This window comes from Colwellia sp. C2M11 (genome assembly GCF_018860915.1).
Lineage (GTDB): Bacteria > Pseudomonadota > Gammaproteobacteria > Enterobacterales > Alteromonadaceae > Colwellia.
Genome location: NZ_JAHKQD010000044.1, coordinates 140,692 through 162,893, shown reverse-complemented (window position 1 = coordinate 162,893; position 22,202 = coordinate 140,692). Strand labels below are relative to the sequence as shown.

The 22,202-nt window shown below is 37.2% G+C and carries 18 protein-coding genes; 1 reads left to right on the top strand and 17 read right to left on the bottom strand.

Features of this window, described 5'->3' with window-relative positions; all coding sequences use genetic code 11:
• Positions 1–162 precede the first annotated feature (162 nt).
• A complete protein-coding gene (locus KO509_RS12555; protein ID WP_159818093.1) occupies positions 163–372 on the top strand; it encodes a cold-shock protein in 210 nt (69 codons plus the stop codon).
• A 200-nt stretch (positions 373–572) separates the two neighbouring features.
• Here KO509_RS12555 and KO509_RS12550 read toward each other — a convergent pair whose 3' ends face one another.
• From KO509_RS12550 to KO509_RS12470, 17 genes are all read right to left on the bottom strand, one after another.
• Positions 573–1,304 (bottom strand): PepSY domain-containing protein, encoded by a 732-nt coding sequence (locus tag KO509_RS12550; protein ID WP_215973611.1) that lies wholly within the window; start codon positions 1,302–1,304, stop codon positions 573–575.
• Entirely contained in the window at positions 1,301–2,023 is a 723-nt protein-coding gene (locus KO509_RS12545; protein WP_215973610.1) for a PepSY domain-containing protein, read from the bottom strand. The genes KO509_RS12550 and KO509_RS12545 overlap by 4 nt, the downstream gene beginning before the upstream one ends.
• 36 nt (positions 2,024–2,059) lie before the next feature.
• Entirely contained in the window at positions 2,060–4,711 is a 2,652-nt protein-coding gene (locus KO509_RS12540; RefSeq protein ID WP_215973609.1) for a TonB-dependent receptor, read from the bottom strand.
• Positions 4,712–4,822: 111 nt separating this feature from the next.
• Positions 4,823–7,990, bottom strand: coding sequence for an efflux RND transporter permease subunit (locus KO509_RS12535; protein ID WP_215973608.1), 3,168 nt, complete (start codon positions 7,988–7,990; stop codon positions 4,823–4,825).
• 17 nt (positions 7,991–8,007) lie between these two features.
• A complete protein-coding gene (locus tag KO509_RS12530; RefSeq protein WP_215973607.1) occupies positions 8,008–9,576 on the bottom strand; it encodes an efflux RND transporter periplasmic adaptor subunit in 1,569 nt (522 codons plus the stop codon).
• On the bottom strand, positions 9,573–10,958 hold the full coding sequence (locus KO509_RS12525; protein ID WP_215973606.1) for a TolC family protein: 1,386 nt from the start codon (positions 10,956–10,958) through the stop codon (positions 9,573–9,575). The genes KO509_RS12530 and KO509_RS12525 overlap by 4 nt, the downstream gene beginning before the upstream one ends.
• A 123-nt stretch (positions 10,959–11,081) precedes the next feature.
• A complete protein-coding gene (locus KO509_RS12520; RefSeq protein ID WP_252727543.1) occupies positions 11,082–11,453 on the bottom strand; it encodes a hypothetical protein in 372 nt (123 codons plus the stop codon).
• A 222-nt stretch (positions 11,454–11,675) separates the two neighbouring features.
• The gene (ribB, locus tag KO509_RS12515) at positions 11,676–12,785 is read right to left on the bottom strand and encodes a 3,4-dihydroxy-2-butanone-4-phosphate synthase (protein ID WP_215973605.1); all 1,110 of its coding nucleotides are present in this window, start codon (positions 12,783–12,785) and stop codon (positions 11,676–11,678) included.
• A gap of 80 nt (positions 12,786–12,865) precedes the next feature.
• Positions 12,866–13,537 carry a riboflavin synthase gene (locus KO509_RS12510; protein WP_215973604.1) on the bottom strand — a complete coding sequence of 224 codons (672 nt, stop codon included), beginning with the start codon at positions 13,535–13,537 and terminating at the stop codon, positions 12,866–12,868.
• Between the two features lie 66 nt (positions 13,538–13,603).
• Positions 13,604–14,782 (bottom strand): bifunctional diaminohydroxyphosphoribosylaminopyrimidine deaminase/5-amino-6-(5-phosphoribosylamino)uracil reductase RibD, encoded by a 1,179-nt coding sequence (ribD, locus tag KO509_RS12505; protein WP_215973632.1) that lies wholly within the window; start codon positions 14,780–14,782, stop codon positions 13,604–13,606.
• A 43-nt stretch (positions 14,783–14,825) separates the two neighbouring features.
• A complete protein-coding gene (gene nrdR / locus KO509_RS12500) occupies positions 14,826–15,305 on the bottom strand; it encodes a transcriptional regulator NrdR (RefSeq protein WP_215973603.1) in 480 nt (159 codons plus the stop codon).
• 138 nt (positions 15,306–15,443) lie between these two features.
• The gene (gene glyA, locus KO509_RS12495; protein ID WP_215973602.1) at positions 15,444–16,700 is read right to left on the bottom strand and encodes a serine hydroxymethyltransferase; all 1,257 of its coding nucleotides are present in this window, start codon (positions 16,698–16,700) and stop codon (positions 15,444–15,446) included.
• Positions 16,701–17,073: 373 nt separating this feature from the next.
• Positions 17,074–17,793, bottom strand: coding sequence for a hypothetical protein (locus tag KO509_RS12490; protein ID WP_215973601.1), 720 nt, complete (start codon positions 17,791–17,793; stop codon positions 17,074–17,076).
• Positions 17,786–18,304, bottom strand: coding sequence for a sigma-70 family RNA polymerase sigma factor (locus tag KO509_RS12485; protein ID WP_252727541.1), 519 nt, complete (start codon positions 18,302–18,304; stop codon positions 17,786–17,788). Before KO509_RS12485 ends, KO509_RS12490 begins: the two co-directional genes overlap by 8 nt.
• Before the next feature lie 129 nt (positions 18,305–18,433).
• A complete protein-coding gene (locus tag KO509_RS12480) occupies positions 18,434–19,630 on the bottom strand; it encodes an ABC transporter permease (RefSeq protein WP_303495260.1) in 1,197 nt (398 codons plus the stop codon).
• On the bottom strand, positions 19,627–20,382 hold the full coding sequence (locus tag KO509_RS12475; RefSeq protein WP_215973600.1) for an ATP-binding cassette domain-containing protein: 756 nt from the start codon (positions 20,380–20,382) through the stop codon (positions 19,627–19,629). Before KO509_RS12475 ends, KO509_RS12480 begins: the two co-directional genes overlap by 4 nt.
• Positions 20,383–20,425: 43 nt before the next feature.
• A complete protein-coding gene (locus KO509_RS12470; protein ID WP_215973599.1) occupies positions 20,426–21,871 on the bottom strand; it encodes an alpha/beta hydrolase in 1,446 nt (481 codons plus the stop codon).
• Positions 21,872–22,202 lie beyond the last annotated feature (331 nt).

The following is a 22,202-nucleotide window of genomic DNA, read 5'->3' as shown; positions in this document are numbered from 1 at the left end:
CAAATACTTTTTGTTACGAATATGGTTTGTTTCCTTCCTCTGCCTGTACTACTTATGGTAGAGGGCATTTACTCGGGTAAAAACGGTGTTATTTTTTTTGAGAATTATCTCTTCAAGAAAGCACCACATTAATATTATTTATGACTACGGGAAAATGTAAGTATGTCTGATTCAGTTACTGGTAAAGTTAAATTTTTCAACGAAACTAAAGGTTTCGGTTTTATAGAACAAGAAAATGGTCCTGACGTGTTTGTTCACTTCAGCGCTATCTCTGGAGACGGTTTCCGTACTCTAGCTGACGGTCAAGCGGTAACGTTCACTGTTAAACAAGGTCAAAAAGGCCCTGAAGCAGAAAACGTTCTAGCTGTATAATTTATAGCTATGTAGACCTTCTCATTTGAGAATCTAATTCTGTAAAAAGCGAAGTATTAACATCTGTTAATCTTCGCTTTTTTGTTTCTGCTGATTTATGTTATTGCTTCAATATAGTTTACAGATCCAATATATTAGCAATGATTAGCCGATTCAAACTTACTTCGCTTTCTTCCCTTGCTATACTCTGCTACTAACCCCTACCTTATTTTATAACGTCCTTTGATTAGTAAATCCAACGTCCAAACAAAACCTGTGATACAAAACATTAATGTTAATATTGAAAATAGTATTATTTGCCAATTATTAAAACTGCCTAATGTTCCATAATCCATAAAATGTAGCATAAAGAAAAAGTCAGCAAAGCGCTTATCATCATTACTATGCCCAACGACTCTCCCTGAACTAGCATCTATATAAACACTGGTATATAACTCATCATCAAAGTTAACTCGCCAGACAATGTTTTTTTCTTTTGGAAAATCATCAATAGGCGGTGATATCCTCTCAGTTACACCTATATTTCCCCTACCACTATAAGTGCTAATAGCTAACGTTTGCGCCATTATTTTATCAATAGTTTTCATTTCACCTGTATACGCATTAACTAATGAATGTTCATTATAAAAATGTTGATACAAACCCAAATAATGATTAAGTAGATAATAAGGTTGATCAATTAATTGAATCAATTTTATTGAATTTACCGGCTTTTGAGGCTGTTCTTTATTGAATTGGCTAAGAATATAACTTGGCTCTAATAGGCGCTTATGGTCTATCTTCTTTACCGCTAAATTGCTGACTAGATTCTCATTTCCTTTAGCTTTAGTAGAATCCATCAAATTAAAAAACAAACCGCTACCAAGCCAAATAAATAACTGTATGGCAACAAGAACAGAGAGCCATTTGTGTAGGCATTTAACTAATTTCATACACTCTCCTTTACAATTTTCTTTTTATTGCTATTTCGTTTGAATACGTAAAAATAAGTGAGTATTAAACCAAACAAGCTAGCGACTAACGATAAGACAATAAAAACAAATAACAGCTTATTACTGGCATCTTCTTCCACATAATCCATCACATGAAAACTAAACATCCAATCAAATATCCGCCAAAAGAGATGTCTTTTTGTGACTATCTCTCCTGTTAGCGTACTAATATATAGGCTTGGATTAGAAAAACCCTCAAAATCAACTCGCCACACAGGTAAATGCCTAGCGCTTAATTCAAAAGGAGGATTTTCTGTAATCAAACTCACCTGTTTGATCGCTGTATCTGGCTGTATGTATGAATATTTGGCGATGCCTACGGCATAATTTTCATTAATAGGCGAAAGTAAGCTCCCAGTATCAGCATTGAGTAGATGCTTGCCTTTATCGTTACTAAAACGATAAACAGCATTCCCCTGTAAGTTTGTTAGCTCTACATTTTTCGCATTAGGATAATGCCTATAGAGCTTGGCAATAGAATAATTAATTTGAGACTTATTCAACACCCCTGGCTCATTAACAATCAAGCTATCACCATGAATATAATCAAGATCAAAAATCACCATGAAGGCACCAGATACTGACCAAACAACAAATTGAAAGCCAACAAACAGCATTAACCATTTATGATATTTTCTGCTATTCCGATACCATGACATGAGATTCTTCCTTCAATATTATTCATTAAAACTAAATTAAAAGTTCACGTTCAGTTTTAAATAACCACGTCGACCGAGCAAATCATAAGTCATCACATCGGTATTAGCATCATTCCAAGAAGTTAAGAAAGGCGCGCTCTTATCAAAGAGATTATCAATACCCGCTGATAAACTAAAGTTATTATTCACCTGATAACTTGCTTGAACATCATGATAAGTAATACTCGGTACTGAGCTCCCAATAGGACCTCCACCATTAACATCATCAGCACCACCAATATACCTAATAGCATAATGAGTAGCCCAAGATTGAGCTTCTAAGGTAAAACCTAAATTACCACGCCATTTTGTATAACTACCTTGATCTTCGGTTATTTTACCCAGAAGGTCGTTAATAGCCTGCCCTGGTAAAGGTGTATTTTCGTGAGCTAATAAACGAGTTGCTTCAAGTTCAATTTTAGTATTGAAACCATTAATTTCCCCATTATGCTGTACGTTAAAATCTACACCGCTAACTTTTTCTTGTGCAGCATTCACTGGTCTTTGATTTAGCGAGATAACTTGATTTGTTACGCTATGGCGTGAAAAACTATCACAATATTCACTATAGGCATTGGGGTCGGTGTAACACAGTTTCAGTACATCTGAGCCATTCACGGCAGTAATAGCATCATCGATTTCGATATTAAAATAATCAACTGTTGCAGATAAACCTTCAAGAAAGCTTGCTTGCCATACAATGCCTAAAGTCAGTGTATCAGCAGACTCAGGGTTAACATCAGGGTTTCCTCCAACGGCTGTCAATACAGTGGTACCGTCTTGTTCAAAGTTAGCAGGAACGCCAGCCGCTAAACAATTGGTAGCAATAGCACCTGTTGCGCCTTCACAAGGGTCAATAGTTCTTAAATTTTCTGAATTAGTGCCGCCAAATTGCTCTGTTAGCATAGGTATTCTAAAAGCAGTAGATTTAACACCACGTACCATTAGATTATCAAAAATTTGCCATGTTAAACCAAGTTTGTATGTCGTTTTATCGCCAAACGTACTGTAATCAGCATAGCGGCTAGCCACTTCGGCGTGTAGCGATTTCATCAAAGGTAGGTCAGAAAGCAGCGGGATAGAAAACTCCACAAAAGCCTCTGTTACATTAAAATCACCATCAATAGTGTCTTCGCCACCGTTACTTAATACTGTTGAGTCAGGATTACGCCAGCCACTTTCATATCTATGCTCTATCCCTGTTGCAAAAGCTAAAGTTCCGGCAGGTAGCTCTGTTAAATCACCACCTAAGTTAAAAGTGAAAGATCGCATTTCATTGCCGCCATTTCCTTCTCTTCGATATTTAACATAGTCAATCACTTCTTGGCTCAACTCATCTACACCAAACCAATCACCACACGGAATACTTGCGCCCTCTTCATAGCTACATACATCTTCATTTAATGTATCTGCTGCTTTGGCGCTGTCTAAATCAAATGTCCAACCGTCATTACCCGTATTACGGCTATAGTTATACGCTGTATCCCAGTGCCAGTTATTGCTAAACTCGCCGTTTAATCCTAAAACTAAGCGAATAGTGTTAGTTTCTTGAAAGAAAAAAGGAGCACCAAATTCGGTATTCCGCCTGTTTGTTAACTCTAAATCTTGTCCTGTAGGGTTATAATCAAAGTCTTTAGAGACATAAATACTACTGAGGCTTCTTGGCGTAACAATTTGCTCTGACTGACGATTACTGTACATTGCTTCGGTGAATAAATTTACCTGCTCTGTTAACTGATAATTAACCGTTGCCGCTAGGTTAAGGCGCTGACTGGGACTGACTGCATTTAAATAAGGTATCCAAGTAAAAGCATGTTTTTGCGAATCGTATGCTTCATAAGCATTACCATCACCTTGTGTGTCTTGGTTGAATTGTACACTTTGACCATCGGCTAGTAATGCTCTGCCCCCTTCAGTGGTTGAGCTACCAAAACAAGAAAGTTCGCTTGTACCATCATCATGAACTATTTCTTCTTTAGCACAATCAATACGATCTGATTGCCTTACCGCTTCCGTATTGACATAGTTCGCACTTAAAATAAAATTACCACGATCAAAAGTAGAGCCAATATTTAAGTTGAACTCTTGGTGTTCACCATCACCTTCATCACTAGCCCCTGCTTTTGCCATAAAGGTAACACCATCAATATCATCTTTAGTGATAATATTAACAACACCTGCAACGGCGTCGGCACCATAAATAGCAGAAGCGCCATCTTTTAGTATTTCAATACGTTTAATAATGCCGGTAGGAATAGTATTTAAGTCAGCAGAGCTATTAGCACCTGTGCCCCCATTAACCATACGACGGCCATTAAGTAAGACTAGAGTACGCTTTATTCCCATACCACGTAAGTTAACTTGTGCTGTGCCATAGCCACCACTAGTCCAATAGGCATTAGTCGCATTACCAGCAACTCCAGCAGAGAAAGACATACGTTGTAATAAGTCTTCTACGTTAACAATACCGCTCAATGCAATTTGCTCTGCGGTAATAACGCTAAGCGGACTCGCCGTTTCAAGATCAGCTCTTTTAATATGAGAGCCCGTAACCGTCATTTTTTCTATACCATCATTCTGTACTTCAGCATAAGATTGATTACAGTTAAACGCGACCAGCATAGCTGTAAATAATAGAGATTTTTTCATGGGAATCACCACTGTCAATAAAATTGATGTGATGATACCAATGAGAACGTATTATTGGGTGTGACATATTGCCGCATTTAGTGCATTGGTAGAATAAATAAGCTTGTATTATTAAGAAGATACCTTATTCTCTTGAGCCGTAATTGCTTTTAAATGACTAATACGCCATAGGTAAAATAATGCAGGTAAAATTAATAGCGTTAAAATTACCGCGCTTAACATACCGCCAACCATAGGCGCTGCTATTCTACTCATTACTTCTGATCCCGTTCCTGTTCCGTATAAAATAGGCAGTAAACCAACAATTATCGCTGCTGCTGTCATCATTACTGGGCGAACACGTAAACCTGCGCCATGTAAAACAGCTTGCAGCACATCCGCTTTTGTCGTGTCTATGTTTCGTTCTTGATGATCATTAAGCATTTCTTTATAAGCTTGGTTGAGATAAACCAACATAATGACACCAATTTCAACAGCGACACCTGCTAAGGCAATAAAACCAACGCCAACAGCTACCGAAAAGTTAAAACCCTCAAGGTACATTAACCAAATACTGCCTACCATTGCTAAAGGTAAAGTACCCATGATCATCGCAACTTCAATCACATTTCTAAAGTTTAAATATAGTAAGATGATAATAATGAATAAGGTTAATGGCACAACGTAAGCTAACTTAGCTTTAGCGCGCTCCATATATTCATACTGGCCTGCCCATGCAATTGAATAACCTGCTGGAAGTTTTAGTTTATCTGCAACAACTTGCTGAGCAGCTTCAACATAAGTACCTATATCGACACCTTCTATATCAACAAACGACCAACCGTTTAAACGTGCATTTTCAGATTTGATCCCTGGCGGTCCATTTTCAATAAAGACATTAGCAACATCGCCTAATGAAATACGCTGCCCTGTAGCTGTAACAATAGGCAACAAAGATATTTGCTCAGGTGAATCGCGGTAATCTTGAGGATAACGTAAATTTACGGGATAACGCTCTAGCCCTTCAACCGTATTTGTGACATTAATACCACCAATAGCTGTTGATATAACTTGCTGTATCTCAGCTATATTTAACCCATAACGTGCAGCCTTCGCGCGTTGAATATCAATTTTCACATAACGTCCGCCAGCAACACGCTCTGAATAAACAGATGCCGTACCAGGAACCTCTTGCAGGATAACTTCTAGCTGCTTACCTATATCTTGAATAACAGAAAGATCAGCCCCTGCTACTTTGATCCCAACAGGTGTTTTGATGCCTGTGGCTAACATATCAATGCGAGTTTTTATCGGCATAACCCACGCATTAGTCACACCCGGTAATTTAACCAGTGCGTCTAACTCAGCTTTTAAACTTTCAGGAGTAACGCCAGCTCTCCATTGATCTTTCGGTTTAAACTGAATAAAGGTTTCAATCATAGTTAATGGTGCAGGATCGGTAGCGGTTTCTGCTCGGCCCATTTTACCAAATACTGTTTTAACTTCTGGTACTGTTTTGATCAACTTATCGGTTTGTTGCAATAATTGTCGAGCTTGCCCGATAGATATTCCAGGGTACGTTGTTGGCATATACATTAAATCGCCTTCATCGAGCGGTGGAATAAATTCACTGCCAATTTTATTTAATGGGTATATTCCAATAACCAGTACAACCAAAGCTGCTAATAACGTGATTTTAGGAAAACGTAACACTGTTTTTAAAGCAGGCATATAAAGATAGGTTAAAAATCTATTTACTGGATTTTTATGCTCAGGTAATACTTTGCCGCGAATGAAGTAGCCCATAAGAACAGGAACTAAAGTGATAGCCAATGCAGCAGAAGCAGCCATGGCATAAGTTTTAGTAAAAGCTAATGGCGCAAACATTCGCCCTTCTTGTGCTTCTAAGGTAAATACTGGGATAAAACTAACAGTAATGATCATCAAACTGAAAAATAATGCAGGTCCAACTTCACTGGCTGAATCAATAACCACTTGCCAGCGGTTTTCATTGGTTAATTTTTTCCCTTGGGATGTTAGCTTTTCCATATGCTTATGCATGTTTTCTATCATAACGATCGCTCCATCTATCATGGCACCAATCGCAATCGCAATACCACCAAGCGACATGATGTTAGCGTTAAGCCCTTGAAAATGCATAACGATAAAAGCTGTTAAAATTCCCACAGGTAAACTTACAATAGCCACCAAAGATGAACGCACATGAAACAGAAAAACAATACAAACTAAAGCGACAACACCAAACTCTTCTAGCAGTTTAAAACCTAAATTATTTACCGCACGTTCAATCAACGCTGAACGATCGTAAACAGGCACAATTTCAACGCCTTCAGGGAGACCTTTTTTAAGTTCTTCAAGTTTTGCTTTTACGCGATTAATTACTTGTTGAGCATTTTCACCAAAGCGCATAACCACAATGCCACCAACAGTTTCGCCTTCACCATTAAGTTCGGCAATACCTCGACGCATTTGTGGACCTGTACCAATATCGGCGACATCTTTTAACAGCAAAGGTGTACCATTGTCGTTAACACCTAAAGGAATATTTTCTAGATCATCAATACTTTTTAAATAACCTGTCGCTCGCACCATGTATTCGGCTTCAGCCATCTCGATAACTGAAGCCCCAATTTCTTGATTGCCTTGTTGAATAGCCCTTTGAATATGAGAAAGCGGAATACCAAAAGCGCGTAGCTTTTCAGGATCAACATGGACTTGATATTGTTTAACCATACCACCTAAAGCGGTAACTTCTGATACACCTGACAGGGTTTGTAACTCATATTTTAAAAACCAATCTTGTAAACTGCGTAGTTCACTTAAATCGTGTTGCCCTGTTTTATCGATAAGGGCATATAAATAAATCCAGCCTACACCTGTGGCATCAGGGCCTAATTGAGATTTAGCATTACTGGGTAAATTAGGCACAACCTGACTTAAATATTCAAGTACGCGTGAGCGAGCCCAATATAAGTCGGTATCTTCATCAAAAATCACATAAACATACGAATCACCGAAAAAAGAGTAACCTCGCACAGTAACAGCCCCTGGTACTGACAACATAGCGGTAGTCATAGGATAAGTGACTTGCTCTTCCACCACTTGAGGTGCTTGGCCTGGATAACTTGTTTTTATTATGACTTGTACATCAGACAAGTCTGGCAAGGCATCAATCGGCGTTTTATTAACAGAATATAACCCTGCAGCCACCAATAAACAGGTTGCTAGTAACACAAAAAAACGGTTCCCAACGGACCAACGAATTATAGAAGCAATCATAAATATAAACTCCTATATTAGTGGTGTGAATGATCAATGACAGACTTGTCATTAGGCATTAGGCCATCAGACATTTGCTGATCAAGCATTTCAGTATCAGATACATCAATGTCTATAACCTGATAACCTCCTGTTACTTTTTTACTTATTTTAACGCGAACATGTCGACCTTCTGTTAGCTGAGAAAAATCTACCGCATCTATCGCCGTAAAATCCATGGTCATTTCTGGCCAGCTCCATTCAGGGATAGGATCATGAATTAGGGTTAACATTCTATGATCAGCCATAGTGCTTTCTACTTGAGCATTTACCCAAACGGATGATGCTTCATAAATTTCTTCTTCAATGTTTTCAGGTTCCATACGTTTAAAATCAGAAGTTTTACTTGATTCAGAATCCAATAAGAATTGAGCTGAACTTACAACATTCTCACCTTCAGCTAAGCCTGCTAATATTTCAACGCTGTTTTCATTATAGCGCCCTACCTTAACTTCAATAGACTTGTAGTTACCTTCGCCTAATGCAAGCACGACACGATTTTGTTTGCCCGTTCTGATCAGTGCTTCTTTCGGGATAAGTAGCGCACTTTCATTACCTGAGGTTTGAATAGTAATTTGTCCAAACATGTTAGGTTTAAGTTCGTTGTTGGTATTATCAAATCGTAAACGTGCAATTGCTGTTCTAGTTTTAGGGTTGAGCATGGGATGTATGTGTTCGACTTTTCCTTGCCACTCTTTATTAGGTAAATAATCTAACGTCATCACAACATCATTCCCCATTGCTAATAATGAAGCTTGACGTTCGAATACTTCTGCTTTTACCCATACTTGGCTCAAATCGATAATTGATAACATCATGGTTTCAGGTTTAACAAATACACCTTCTCTAACACTTAAACTTTCAACAACACCACTTTGTATTGCATAGAAAGTTACATTCTGTTGAATTTCACGTGTAGCACGTAATCTTTTAATCGCTTCTTGGGGTAAATGTAATGCTGCTAAACGATTTTGAGCTGCACTAATAAGTCGATTATTCTTACGATCTAACGCCAGTAAGAATTCTTCTTGTGCATTTACTAATTCAGGAGAATAAATATCGTATAAGGCTTGGCCTTTTGTAACAGGGTCGCCTACTGCTGAGATATAAAGCTTTTCAATCCAGCCTTGCACACGAGAATGAACATTAACCAGTTGTTCTTCGTTGTAAGTGACATAACCAACAGTATTTATTATCGAATTTAAAGGTTTTATTTCTGCTTTAGCAACTCTTACACCTAAGTTATTTTCAACATTGGAAGAAATGTGGATTGTACCAGCACCTTCATCAGGACCTGCGCCGCCATCATCATAAACAGGAACAAGATCCATCCCCATCGGTGACTTACCAGGTTTATCTTTTTTAAAGTTTGCGTCCATTGGTGCAACCCAATAAAGTGGTTCTTCTTCCTTTGCCTCAACTGTTGTCGGACTATGTAATTTATTCATCATAGACGACATCACAATAAAACTAATTAATAAAGCTAACGTTAAACCAATAATAATTCCTATTATTAAGCTCTTTTTATTTGTTGGGTTTACGCTCATAATTTAGCACTCATGTCTGACTTCATTGCGTTATCAGCAAGAAAGTAATTAATTTCTAAAATGATTTTTTGTTCTTGGGTATTAATTGTTAAAAATTCGATCTGAGCATTAAGCTCTGCAATACGTCCACGTACTACTTCAGAAAAGTCACCTTCATTATTTGTATAGGCCGTTAGAGAAGCCTGAACTTGTTGCTGAATTTGCGGTAGTAACCGTTCTATATAGAGTGTTTGCCTTTCTTTAATACGAAAAAATTGACCTTTCGCACTAGCAAAAGCCGATATCAACTGACGAATTAATAATAGTTTCTCTGTTTTGATCACTTCAGTGTTAGCAATGGCAGAGCTCACTTCTTTGTCTTGTCGGTTACCAGTAAATAAAGGAAGATCGAACACAACACCTATCGAGAAAAGATCGGCTCGGCTATTACCAAAAGAGTCATCTGCACGATAGCCATAGCTAGCATTTACGCCCCATTGTGGTTGATATTTTTGTTCCGCTAAATTTACCCCAATACGAGTAGCTTCAATATTTTTATCAACGGCTTGTACTGCCGGGTGACGAGCTAAAATTAGTGCTAACTGGCTAGGTTTTAGCTGTTTTTCATCATAAAGAGCTTCCTTCCGGTAAAGATCTAATTGCGGAAGTTCACTACCAATGAGCCTTATTAACGTATTGTTGTTCGTATCTAAATCTTCTGATAAAGATCCTGTTGTCCAATAATGGCTTAGCCATTGCTCTAGCATGCCTTGGTAACGGTTTTGCTCAAGCTTTAACTGATTTAATCTATCTTCTAACTGAGTTAGTTCAAGTTGAGCACGCACAATATCAACTTGCCGTGTTCCACCTAAATTACTGCTATAACTCGATTCGGCCAACTGACTTAGCTGTTCAAACAAATTGCGGCTTGTTTCGATTATACGAATACTCTCCTGTACTCGATATAAATCAAGCCATAAACTACCTACAGTAACTGCAACTTTATTTTCTCGATCTTTACGTTTAAACGGTTGCTCTTGTGACTGCAATTGTAATTGTTTACTGCGTATTTCCAGACTATCACCACGACCAAACATCTGAGAAACACCTACTTTAAATTGTGTCATGTTTTCTTGGTCAAAGTTAAAGCCATCGGTAGGCAAGCTAACAAAAGTAACAGACACGCTAGGATCCGGCTGTGTATTGGCAACAAAGCTTAAAGCTTCAATTGATTTTTGTTTATGACGACTGCCATCAAGCCAAGGATCATTTTTTTGCGCGATTTTAATCGCTTGAGTAAAGCTCAATCCCTGCTCAGCGGCATAACTATGACTTGAGAATACGATAATGAGCATAGCTGCGAAGACAGTGATGCGTTTATATAAGGCGTTATATTTATTCATACTTCTTTCTCTTTACATGCGTAAATGTTGAGAATAATTCAATTATGTTAGCTCACACATTATGAGTAATTAATGTAGAGAGACACGGTTTATAAGAATTTTAGGCACAAGTGTGCCGTGAAGTTACGAAATGGGTGGGCGATATAGTGAAGAGCTAGCTTGTGATTTATTTAGAGAGGGGAACTGTGTAATTTTTTTATCTGAAAAAACTTGGGAGTTAAGGGATGTATTCAGTAAAAATGAAAGGCTTAAACAACCATTACTAGGGCATTTACAATCATCTTGGCAGCAATCCATTGAAGCCATCATCGCTGTTTTTTTATCACTATCATCAAGTAACATATGATCATGAGACATCATTGGCATTGTATTCGCCATATCCCCATCAACACAAGAAGCGCCAGAATAAGACATAGCAGTGCTTGCCATTGCTTGACCGATAAAGGCCACTAGCATCAGCATCACTATAACTATGTTGTTACGTACTGGTTTCATGCAATATTACTATTTGCGTTTCGTGTTAATCATTAAATGTACCACTATAGGGTCTTATCGCTTGTAGGCTAAGCTAGCAAAAAATAGGCTAGCTATAAACAAGACCCTATCACCTTACTTTTACTTTCATCAAAAAGTCAAAATACGTTAAAGCAAGTATATACCCGTTATCATTCAAGCACTCTGAAATACGCATCTTGATTGGTAACGGGTATAGGTTTATTACTCAGGAATATATTCAACAACTTCTAAGCCAAAACCTGACAACGAATGATATTTAGTTTGTGAGCTTAACAAACGCATTTTACTCACACCTAAATTCGCAAGTATTTGTGAGCCAACACCAACATTGCGCGAGCCAACATGACGATTAACTTCTTTTACCGTTTCGCCTGCATCAATTTTAGCATATTTTTCAACTAAATTAATTAATTCTGCTGGTGATTCATGTTTACCCAATAGCACTAAAACCCCGCCTTCTTTCGCTATTTTTTCTAAGGCACTTGCCATAGGCCATTTTGCGACACTTTCACGCTGGCTAAATAACAAATCTCTAAAAGTATTTTCTAAATGTACTCTTACTAGCGTAGGTTCATCAGCTTTAATTTCGCCTTTGGTTAAAGCAAAATGTGCTTGACCATCGATGGTATCTTTAAATACGATTAAATCAAATTCACCAAAAGCGGTCGGTAATTTACATTGTGATACACGTTCAATCGTTGTTTCTGTCTCATTTCTAAATTCAATCAGATCAGCAATGGTACCCATTTTTATACCGTGTTTTTCAGCAATGATTTCTAGATCTGGACGGCGCGCCATGGTGCCATCTTCATTTAAAATTTCAACAATAACCGCTGCCGGCTCTAAGTTAGCCATACGTGCTAAATCAACACTTGCTTCAGTATGTCCTGCACGGTTAAGTACGCCACCATCTTTAGCAATCAATGGAAAAATATGTCCCGGTTGAACAATACTTAAATGCGTCGCATCTTTAGCTACAGCAGCAAGTACTGTTGTAGCTCTGTCACCAGCTGAAATACCCGTTGTAACACCGGTCGCCGCTTCAATTGAAACAGTAAAATTTGTACTGAACTGTGCGTCATTTTTATCTACCATCAAAGGTAATTTTAACTTTTCACACTTTTCTTGCGTCATTGGCATACAAATAAGCCCACGACCATGAGTTGCCATAAAGTTAATTGCAGCAGGTGTTACCTTTTCTGCAGCCATGATAAAGTCACCTTCATTCTCTCGGTCTTCATCATCCATTAAAATAACCATTTTACCTAAAGCAATATCGTCGATTATTTCTTGTGGGGTATTTAAATTCATTAGGTTCTCTTTGATTACTTGTTGTTGATTACTTATTTGATAATAATTTTAAAAATTTAGCTAAAAGCGTAAGTTATTTATTATTTAATAAAGCCTGACTTTTTCAATAAAGATTCAGTCACATTTGATGTAACAGCTGGCATTTCAGTTGCTTCTTTTGTAAGTAAACGCTCTAAATATCGTGCGATTAAATCTACTTCTAAATTAACTTTTGTACCCACTTTATAATGAGCAAAAATTGTTTCTTTCACCGTATGCGGCACAATAGTTAATCTAAATTTACTATTTGAACTTTCATCTAATGCATTAACGGTTAAACTTGTGCCATCAATAGTAACGGAGCCTTTTTCTGCAATATAATGAGCTAGATCTGCAGGCATTGAAAGCCAATATTCGATACTATTACCATTATTGGTAATAGATAAAACTTCACTCACACCATCAACATGCCCTGACACCATGTGCCCGCCAAAACGGGTACTTGCTAACATAGCTTTTTCTAGATTAACTTGCATGCCAACATTATAATGAGCAAAGCCTGTACGCTGTAATGTTTCATTTGACACATCAGCACTATAACTATTTTGATCAAATTCAACAACCGTTAAGCAAATGCCATTAGTAGAAATTGAATCACCCAATTTAACATCGCTCATATCAAGGTTATTACTAGCAATAACTAAGCGCGCTCCTTGAGCATTTATATTTATTGCTTTAATAGTGCCAATGGCTTCAATAATTCCGGTAAACATAGCTACTCTCATTTATTTTATAGTTAGATATATTATTTAAGCCTCTGTTGCAGAAATAATATCTATTTAGGCGCTTTCTTTTTCTAGTGTTGCTGTAATTCGAATATCACAGCCTACTTGGCGCACGTCGGTAATTGATAATGATTTAGCCTCTAGTAATTTATTCACATTCGGCATTTCAACTAAACTTTTACCCTCTGCCCCCATAAGTTTAGGTGCTTGGTATAAGATTAACTCATCAACTAAGTTTTGTTCGATAAAAGCTCCTGCTAAGCGAGCTCCCGATTCAATTAATACATCGTTCAAACCGCGATCTGCTAACAATATCAATAACGCAGCTAAATCAATATTGTCTTTCCCTGACTTAGTCTTAATCGTAGAAACTTGGACTTGTTCTACAAAATGCGGCCATTTATGAATGTTTTCAAGGCCTATTTCATCTAATTCTCTTCGAACTAAAATAACCGGCGATACTTGCTTAAAAAAATCTAACTCAGGTGTAAGCCGGTTACGACTATCAATAACAACTCTAACCGGTTGGCGAACCGTACCTTCAGGGTAGCTATCTTTTAATATTCCCAACTCAGACCAACGTACGGTCATTTTAGCATTATCAGTTAAAATAGAATCTGCACCCGAAATTACAGCACAGCTTTGCGCTCTTAATCTTTGTACATCGCATCTTGCGTCGCTTGACGTAATCCACTTGCTTTCACCACTTTTCATCGCAGTTTTACCATCAAGACTCGCCGCCAACTTAACCCGAACATAAGGTAAAGAGTGGGTCATGACTTTAATGAAGCCAAGATTTAGTGCTTTTGCGTCACTTTCTAAAAGCCCAAATTCAGCTTGAATCCCAGCTTCTTGAAGCATTGCTAGGCCACGGCCCGAAACTTCAGGGTTGGGATCAACCATAGCGGCAACAACCCGTTTTACTTTGGCATTAATTAGCCCTTGGGCACAAGGTGGTGTTCTACCAAAGTGACTGCACGGCTCTAAAGTAACATACGCGGTTGCCCCTTCAATAAGGTGAGGGTAATTAAGTTTAGCATCAAGTAATGCATTAACTTCTGCATGACCCTGCCCTGCTTTTTGATGAAAGCCGGTACCAATTACTTGCTCTTTACCGTCAAGTTTATTGACCAATACACAACCTACCCGAGGATTTGGTGATGTTGTATAGCGCCCTTGTTTAGCAAGCTTAATTGCTAAGGCCATGTATTGATGATCTTCTCTGCTATACATTTGATCACCACAAGTTGTTGTTAATTCTTCTTTTGTCGGCGATTTATTTACCAATTTTGCCTCTCCTTGGACTTTCTTTTCCTAGGCGAGCTATTTCATCAGCAAATTCACTAATATCTTCAAAGGACAAATAAACAGAAGCAAAACGCAGATAGGCAACTTTGTCTAACTCTTTTAGCTGAGTCATCAGCAAGTTTCCCAGCATTTCACTCGTAATTTCTCGCTCACCAGTAGCGCGCATCTGTGATTTTAATTTATTAATCGACAGTTCAACTTGTTCAGTACTAACCGGACGTTTTTCTAACGCTCTCATTAAGCCGCTACGCATTTTATCTTCATTGAACGGCTCACGTGTACCATCTCGCTTGATAATACGAGGCATAACTAATTCAGCTGTTTCAAAGGTTGTATAACGTTCATGACAAGCTAAGCATTGACGACGACGTCTGATTTGATGACCGTCTGAAACTAAACGAGAGTCTATGACTTTAGTTTCCTGTGCACTACAAAATGGACAAAACATGGTTTACCTGCGATACGTGAATAAGTTTCATACGACAAGTTCGAAAAATAAATACAAAAATGGCCGCTAATTGCGACCATTTTAATATAAATTCACAATAATTTGTGAATTACTTTAACTTAAAAAGCTAATGTTTGACTACTTGTATACAGGGAAACGTGAACATAATTCTTTAACGTTTGCTTGTACCTTAGCAATAGTTTCTTCATTGTTGATATCATCTAAAATATCACAAATCCAACCTGTTAGTGCTTTAGTTTCTTCAGTACCAAAACCACGACGACTGATAGCAGGAGTACCTAAGCGTAAACCACTAGTAACAAACGGAGAACGAGGATCGTTAGGTACTGAGTTTTTATTAACCGTAATGTGAGCTTTACCTAAAGCAGCATCAGCATCTTTACCAGTAATATCTTTATCTATTAAATCAAGTAACAATAAGTGGTTTTCAGTACCATTGGATACAACTTTATAACCACGTTCCTGTAATACCGCAACCATAGCTTTAGCATTATCAAGTACACTTTGTTGATAAACTTTAAATTCTGGTTGTAGCGCTTCTTTAAATGCAACCGCTTTAGCAGCGATAATATGCATTAATGGGCCACCTTGTCCGCCAGGGAAAACAGCACTATTTAATTTTTTGTAAATAGCTTCGTCATCACAGCCAGAAATGATTAAACCACCACGAGGGCCCGCTAATGTTTTATGCGTTGTTGTAGTTACTACATGTGCGTGTGGTACAGGGTTAGGATAAAGACCAGCAGCAACAAGACCAGCAACGTGTGCCATATCAACGAAGAAGTATGCACCAACACTGTCAGCAATTTTGCGCATACGTGCCCAATCAACAATACCAGAGAATGCAGAAAACCCACCAATGATCATTTCAGGCTTATGTTCATTAGCTAAACGTTCAAGTTCTTCATAGTCAATGTCACCTGTTTCAGGGTGAAGACCATACTGGAAAGCTTCATAAGATTTACCAGAAAAGCTTACACTAGCACCATGCGTTAAATGACCACCATGCGCTAAGCTCATACCTAATACTTTTCCACCAGGTGATACTAATGCTTGGAAAACAGCAGCATTAGCTTGAGAACCAGCATGTGGTTGTACATTGGCATAAGTAGCGCCAAATAACTCTTTTGCACGATCAATTGCTAACTGCTCAGCAATATCTACGTATTCACAACCACCGTAATAACGTTTGCCTGGGTAACCTTCAGCATATTTATTCGTTAATTGTGAACCTTGTGCTTCAAGTACACGAGGGCTACAGTAGTTTTCTGAAGCAATTAGCTCAATATGCTCTTCTTGACGCACAACTTCTTTGCTCATTGCTTGATATAGTTCCGCATCAAAATCGGCAATATTCATATCACGTGTAAACATGTTTTTCCCTTCTTCGCAAATATAAAAGTCAGCACTAGGCTGAAACGATATTTAAGCAAATAACAGGATTTACTTAAACATTCAAAAAAATAATGGCGGTATTTTGCCTGATTTTTACCTAGTTGTACACGGTAAAACAAGCTAGCCTTAGTGTATTTAGCACTGCTTTATAGCGTATTATTGTTAAGTGATTAAGGCTTAGTAGCCCAATAACAATTTTCACTAATAAAAAAAACTATACCGCAAGCTAAAAAACAATAGCACAGCAAAATATAAAATACAAAAACAACGAGTATACCGAATAATAATCAATATACATCATACATTTGGCATTATAAACAAAACAACTAAGAACTATGGTAACAAGTAATCATTAGATAGATAACAGCTCTGATAACTCTTTAACACGCTTTCTTTGAAACCAATGTGTTATTAACCACATGACAAGCAGAAAAATATTAATAACAAAAAAAGGCGGCCAAGGTGACTTTTCTGACTCTGTAATCGTTGCATAAATATACCAATTAACAAGAGGTAAAAATAACCAAAATGACAATTTGGTTAACCTAATATACTTAATAGACGACTCGACTCCGGCAATGGCATTGGCAATCGCTTTATCAGGACTATCAGAACTCTGCTGCCAAGTATGCAGTCGTATTTTTATTTCATAATAAACAAAAATTATTGACGCCACACTGCCAAATGATAAGTAAATAATACTTGCCGTGCCCCAGTCACCTTGGTAGACAGCAACTATTAACATAATAACAATTGCTATCGTAGCCAAAACATTCAACGACAACAAAAACTTAGCTTGTAAGGTTCGCTTTTTCGTTTGTTTTAATAATTTTTTAATATCTGTTTTTTCAAAAGGTTGCTCTTGCCAATCTTGAGAAAGCCTTAGCCAATCCTCATCTAATGATAATTCATCATGTGATGGATTTTTTTTATCTAGCACTGGTGAAACACCTTCATTAGCTAATAAAGATGTATCAATATTGTTAGCTTCAACATCACCACTATGATCTGTATCTAGTTTGTTAGGCTCGACAGACGAGCTTTCATCACTTTCAAATGGTGTTTTATCCATTTTCTGCACCCTCCAACAACTTTGTTAATAATGTCTTAGCGCGTTGTAGCCTAACACCAACTAAATTGGGGGTTATCACTAAAACATCAGCCATTTCTTGATAGCTCATCCCTTCTAATGCAAGTGTAATCACTTGTCGTTGTTCAAGGTTAAGTTGTCTGATCGCTTGCGATAAACGAAACTGTCGTTGTGTTTGACTAAGCGCTTGATAAGGTGTTTTTTGTGTAGCTGCTACATATTCAGCTTCAGCACAGTTTTCTATATCAGCAGTTTTAACCGTTTTAACTGTTTTAGCGACATGCGTTGCTAATACATTATGAGCAATACGTGCAACAAAAGTTTTTACCGCAGAATCTTGCCTAAACTTTGGTAAAGCTCGCCAGATATTTAACGCTATATCTTGAAAAAGCTCATCTTGAATGGCAACTTCTGCTTCAAAACCCGTAATGATATGACGCAGCAATTTTTCATGCTCCGTCATCCATTGCGTAAATATTTTTTGATGATCCAATCCGCTTTCCTTACACTCAACAACACTGACTACAATAACATTGAGCGTAATACGTTATTAATTTGCTAAAATTTAACATAATAATTTCTTGTAGATCACCCTTTATTCGATCATTCGCGAAGTCACAGTCTAGCTTAATGCCATGACAACTTTTTCTGACTTCAGTTTTTTAGCTAACGCCAAAATGAAGGCTACGGTAATAGCAATAGTCACAGCACTAGTCGCAAAGACCGCCAACCAATTAACCTCAACACCTTTGAAAATATTTTCAATGATCATTGACTGACCTGCTATTGGTAACCAATTTAACCACTCTGGTCGATCATCCATCATTGAAACAACAAAAGGGATAAAGGCAGGAATACCTATAAGCATACCAACTGTTGATTGTGCTTCTTTAAAACTCTTCGTTTGAAACGCGACAAATAATTGGCAAGCCGAGGCAAAAAAACAAATAGGCAATAATAATAATAATAAAAGCGCTGCAGTTGATATATCTAAGCTAAAAGTCGCTCCAATTTTAGTTAAGTCAACAAAACCCACTGAAATCGACGTGAGTACTAATACTAAAACCACACCAATGATCGAAATGGTTGAAGAGCCAATCAACTTAGCTAATACTATTTTTAAGGTACTTACTGGCTGACACAATAACATTTCAAGTACATTACGCTCTCGTTCTCCGGCACTTGAGTCAATGGCTACAGATAAGCCAGACATAAATGCGGCCATCATCAGATAAATTCCCAACATCATTGAAATCATAATAAAAGTAGCATCAGGTTTTGCGGTATCTTGCTCAACTAATTTAACTGGATTTAACAAACGTACATCCACACCACGCAATAGTAGCCTTTTATAACCAATTGATAATGAGAATTCTCTTACTGCATTATTAATTCTTCTAATTGGAGGGGTAACAGCTTTATCATTAAAATCTGCTTGTAAATGTAACTTAATCGGCTTTCCTTCCGCCATATTAATTGCATAATCGTCAGGAATATTAATAACAATATTGCGCTGATCCCACGTTGCTTTTTCATCTTCAGGCACATCAGCAAAGTTTAATAAATTATTGTCAGCAAAGTGCATTATTAACTTAGGCGCGTATTCAACACCTGAAAACTTGACGTAAACAGGTGGTTCATCAACTAACTTTTCAATCATTATTTTTGACATCAAAACAATTGCCACCGGCGCTAAAAAGGCCATCATTAACGCCACTATTAAGGCTCGTTTATCACGAAAAGCTTCTTTATATTCTTTTAAAATAAGCGCTTTAAATTGAATGATATGTAAATTTAAGTTCGAGTTAACAATATTCACGCTGATACTCCTTCATCTGAGCCAATCAATTTAACAAATGCATCTTCAAGCTGTGTTTCACCGGCTAATTCACATAATTCTTGGGGTGTCCCTTGAGCAGCTAATCGACCATTAGCAACAATGATCACTCGATCACACAACGCAGCGACTTCCTGCATGACATGCGATGAGAATAAAATACAGTGTCCTTTTGCTTTAAACTTAGCAAGATGATTACGTAATATACGTGTACTCATAACATCTAAACCACGCGTAGGTTCATCAAGTACAAAGTTTTTTGGTTGATGAACTAATGCTTGAGCTAGTGTTACTTTCATCCGTTGCCCTTGTGAAAAACCAATTGTTTTACGGTGCGCTAACTCCTCTAAATCTAAATCTTCAATCACTTGCTGTATAGCATCTTTCTTAGTTTGTCCTGACATACCATGTAAGCTTGCAAAATAATCAATTTGCTCATATGCAGTAAGACGTTCATATAAACCAAATTTATCAGGAAAAATCCCTAACTTTGAACGTGCTTCTAGTGGGTTATCGGTGACATTAATGCCATCAATAGTGGCAAAACCTTCATCAGCAGAAAGTAAGCCATAAAGCGTACGTAGACACGTTGTTTTACCAGCACCGTTTGGCCCTAATACTCCGGTAATTTCACCATCTTTGGCAGTAAAAGATAGTCCATCTAGCGCTTTCACAGTATTTTTTTTATTTTTCTTATCAATAAATTGTTTATGTAAATTATTTACTTCAATCATTAGTATTTCCTTGTCTATGCCATTTAATGCTGTTGAAAACGCATTACTGAATGCCGTTAACGCTTGTCATAAAAGTCTCTTGAGGAACTTCTTTTAAACAAGACTCATCAAGTTTGTTAGGTGACTTACTAGTCAAGAATTCATTAATTATCCTATTTGCGCATGTATTCATTGCAACAGTATGTGAAGCATTTTCAACAATAATATGGTGGCTATTAGGCAAAGACTTAGCTGAATAATCGCCATTACTTGGTGGTGTTACTGGATCTAAATTTCCAGAGAGAATTAAAGTAGGAATGTCTGCAGTAACCGGTTGATAGAAGCTATCACTTGGTCGATATTGTGGGAACAGCGAACATATTCTGTCAAAAATAAGATCGCTAGAAACAGCATTATCAAAACTGTTCTTAGCATCTTTTGCTCTCATTTCTGCAGAAATTTTAGGAGCATCTTCATTACAAACAATATTAAAATGTAAACCAGTATACACCTGTTGCTCACCTTCAGTGCTAGCCATTAAGCCAATTAATGGCTCATAGTTACCTAAATAAGCTTGATTAATAATGAGCGGAACTAAAGATCGTCCTCCCATGCTATACAACTGCATACGTAAATTATTAGTAAATTTACTATCATCGAGCTTGAATTGTGTTGGCGTTCCTAACCGTGGATGTTGAATATCGAGGATTACAGGAGCTTTAGCTAAACGCGCTTTCACTTCGTCAAACTCATCGGCTACATTAGGAAAGGCTCTATTGCATGATTCACTTTTTTTGCAGTTTTCTATTAATAAATTAAATGAACGAGCAACACTTTGCCCAAATAATCCAATAGGTACTTCAATAGGGCCAACACTGTCTAATACAACACTTTCAAGTGATTCGGGAAACATTCGCATATAAACTAAAGCAGCACGTGTACCGTAAGAACCACCATAAACATTAAGTTTTTTATGATCTAAAGCTGCTCTAATACTATCAAAATCACGAATAGCATTTTCTGAATTAAACTGACTTAAATCACCTTCAAACTGGCTAATACAGTCAACAATATCGCTTTCTTTAAAGTCTTCTGTTAGCGTGCTATAAACACTTCCTTCTTCCTCTAAGTCACAAGATAGTGGATGACTTTCACCAGTTCCACGTTGATCAACTAAAATAATATCGCGTGTTTTACGTACTTCACGAAAGACTTGATTCAACCCTGTAGCAAGTTCTACCGCAGCTTGACCTGGACCACCTGCTAAAAACATTAAGGGTACCTTATACTCACTATCATCAATTGCTGGTAATACTGCGAAGTTAATTGTTATTTTATCACCATCTGGTTTTTGATAATTTTCAGGTACTTCGAGCTTGCCACATTTAACTTGTGAACGTATTTCACCTAAATGACAATTTTCCAACGTTAATCCATCAGTATTTGCCCAACTCATTGTTGTGATAGACAGTAAACTTAACGTTAATAATCTTTTCCAAGTTACTTTCATATTATATTTCCTTAATAAAGCGTTAAACACTTAGTCTCAATTCTTTTAAATTTATTACATAAAAAATAAAAAAAATTCAAAAATAAATAAATTTATAACAAAGATAAGCTAGTTATTAGAATCACACTTCCAATAAAACAACGCCATAACCAATTGATTAAAAATAATTTATACTAATACCGTCATCCTGTTAACACAAAATACATTACATAAAAAACACAATAAATAATCGATAAATATAAAAAATAATAACAGGTTTTATTAAGCCTAAATTAAGTTTAAATAGTCATTCCCAAACGTCTGAATAAAAGATAACATTTAGATATTAATT

Bases quoted from the DNA above. Each gene is read 5' to 3' on its own strand.
- KO509_RS12475 (WP_215973600.1), bottom strand. From the start codon at position 20,382: ATGATTGAAGTAAATAATTTACATAAACAATTTATTGATAAGAAAAAT.
- KO509_RS12470 (WP_215973599.1), bottom strand. From the start codon at position 21,871: ATGAAAGTAACTTGGAAAAGATTATTAACGTTAAGTTTACTGTCTATC.
- KO509_RS12520 (WP_252727543.1), bottom strand. From the start codon at position 11,453: ATGAAACCAGTACGTAACAACATAGTTATAGTGATGCTGATGCTAGTG.
- KO509_RS12535 (WP_215973608.1), bottom strand. From the start codon at position 7,990: ATGATTGCTTCTATAATTCGTTGGTCCGTTGGGAACCGTTTTTTTGTG.
- KO509_RS12540 (WP_215973609.1), bottom strand. From the start codon at position 4,711: ATGAAAAAATCTCTATTATTTACAGCTATGCTGGTCGCGTTTAACTGT.
- KO509_RS12490 (WP_215973601.1), bottom strand. From the start codon at position 17,793: ATGGATAAAACACCATTTGAAAGTGATGAAAGCTCGTCTGTCGAGCCT.
- KO509_RS12550 (WP_215973611.1), bottom strand. From the start codon at position 1,304: ATGAAATTAGTTAAATGCCTACACAAATGGCTCTCTGTTCTTGTTGCC.
- KO509_RS12545 (WP_215973610.1), bottom strand. From the start codon at position 2,023: ATGTCATGGTATCGGAATAGCAGAAAATATCATAAATGGTTAATGCTG.
- KO509_RS12525 (WP_215973606.1), bottom strand. From the start codon at position 10,958: ATGAATAAATATAACGCCTTATATAAACGCATCACTGTCTTCGCAGCT.
- ribD (WP_215973632.1), bottom strand. From the start codon at position 14,782: ATGTATAGCAGAGAAGATCATCAATACATGGCCTTAGCAATTAAGCTT.
- ribB (WP_215973605.1), bottom strand. From the start codon at position 12,785: ATGAATTTAAATACCCCACAAGAAATAATCGACGATATTGCTTTAGGT.
- glyA (WP_215973602.1), bottom strand. From the start codon at position 16,700: ATGTTTACACGTGATATGAATATTGCCGATTTTGATGCGGAACTATAT.
- KO509_RS12510 (WP_215973604.1), bottom strand. From the start codon at position 13,537: ATGTTTACCGGAATTATTGAAGCCATTGGCACTATTAAAGCAATAAAT.
- nrdR (WP_215973603.1), bottom strand. From the start codon at position 15,305: ATGTTTTGTCCATTTTGTAGTGCACAGGAAACTAAAGTCATAGACTCT.
- KO509_RS12530 (WP_215973607.1), bottom strand. From the start codon at position 9,576: ATGAGCGTAAACCCAACAAATAAAAAGAGCTTAATAATAGGAATTATT.
- KO509_RS12555 (WP_159818093.1), top strand. From the start codon at position 163: ATGTCTGATTCAGTTACTGGTAAAGTTAAATTTTTCAACGAAACTAAA.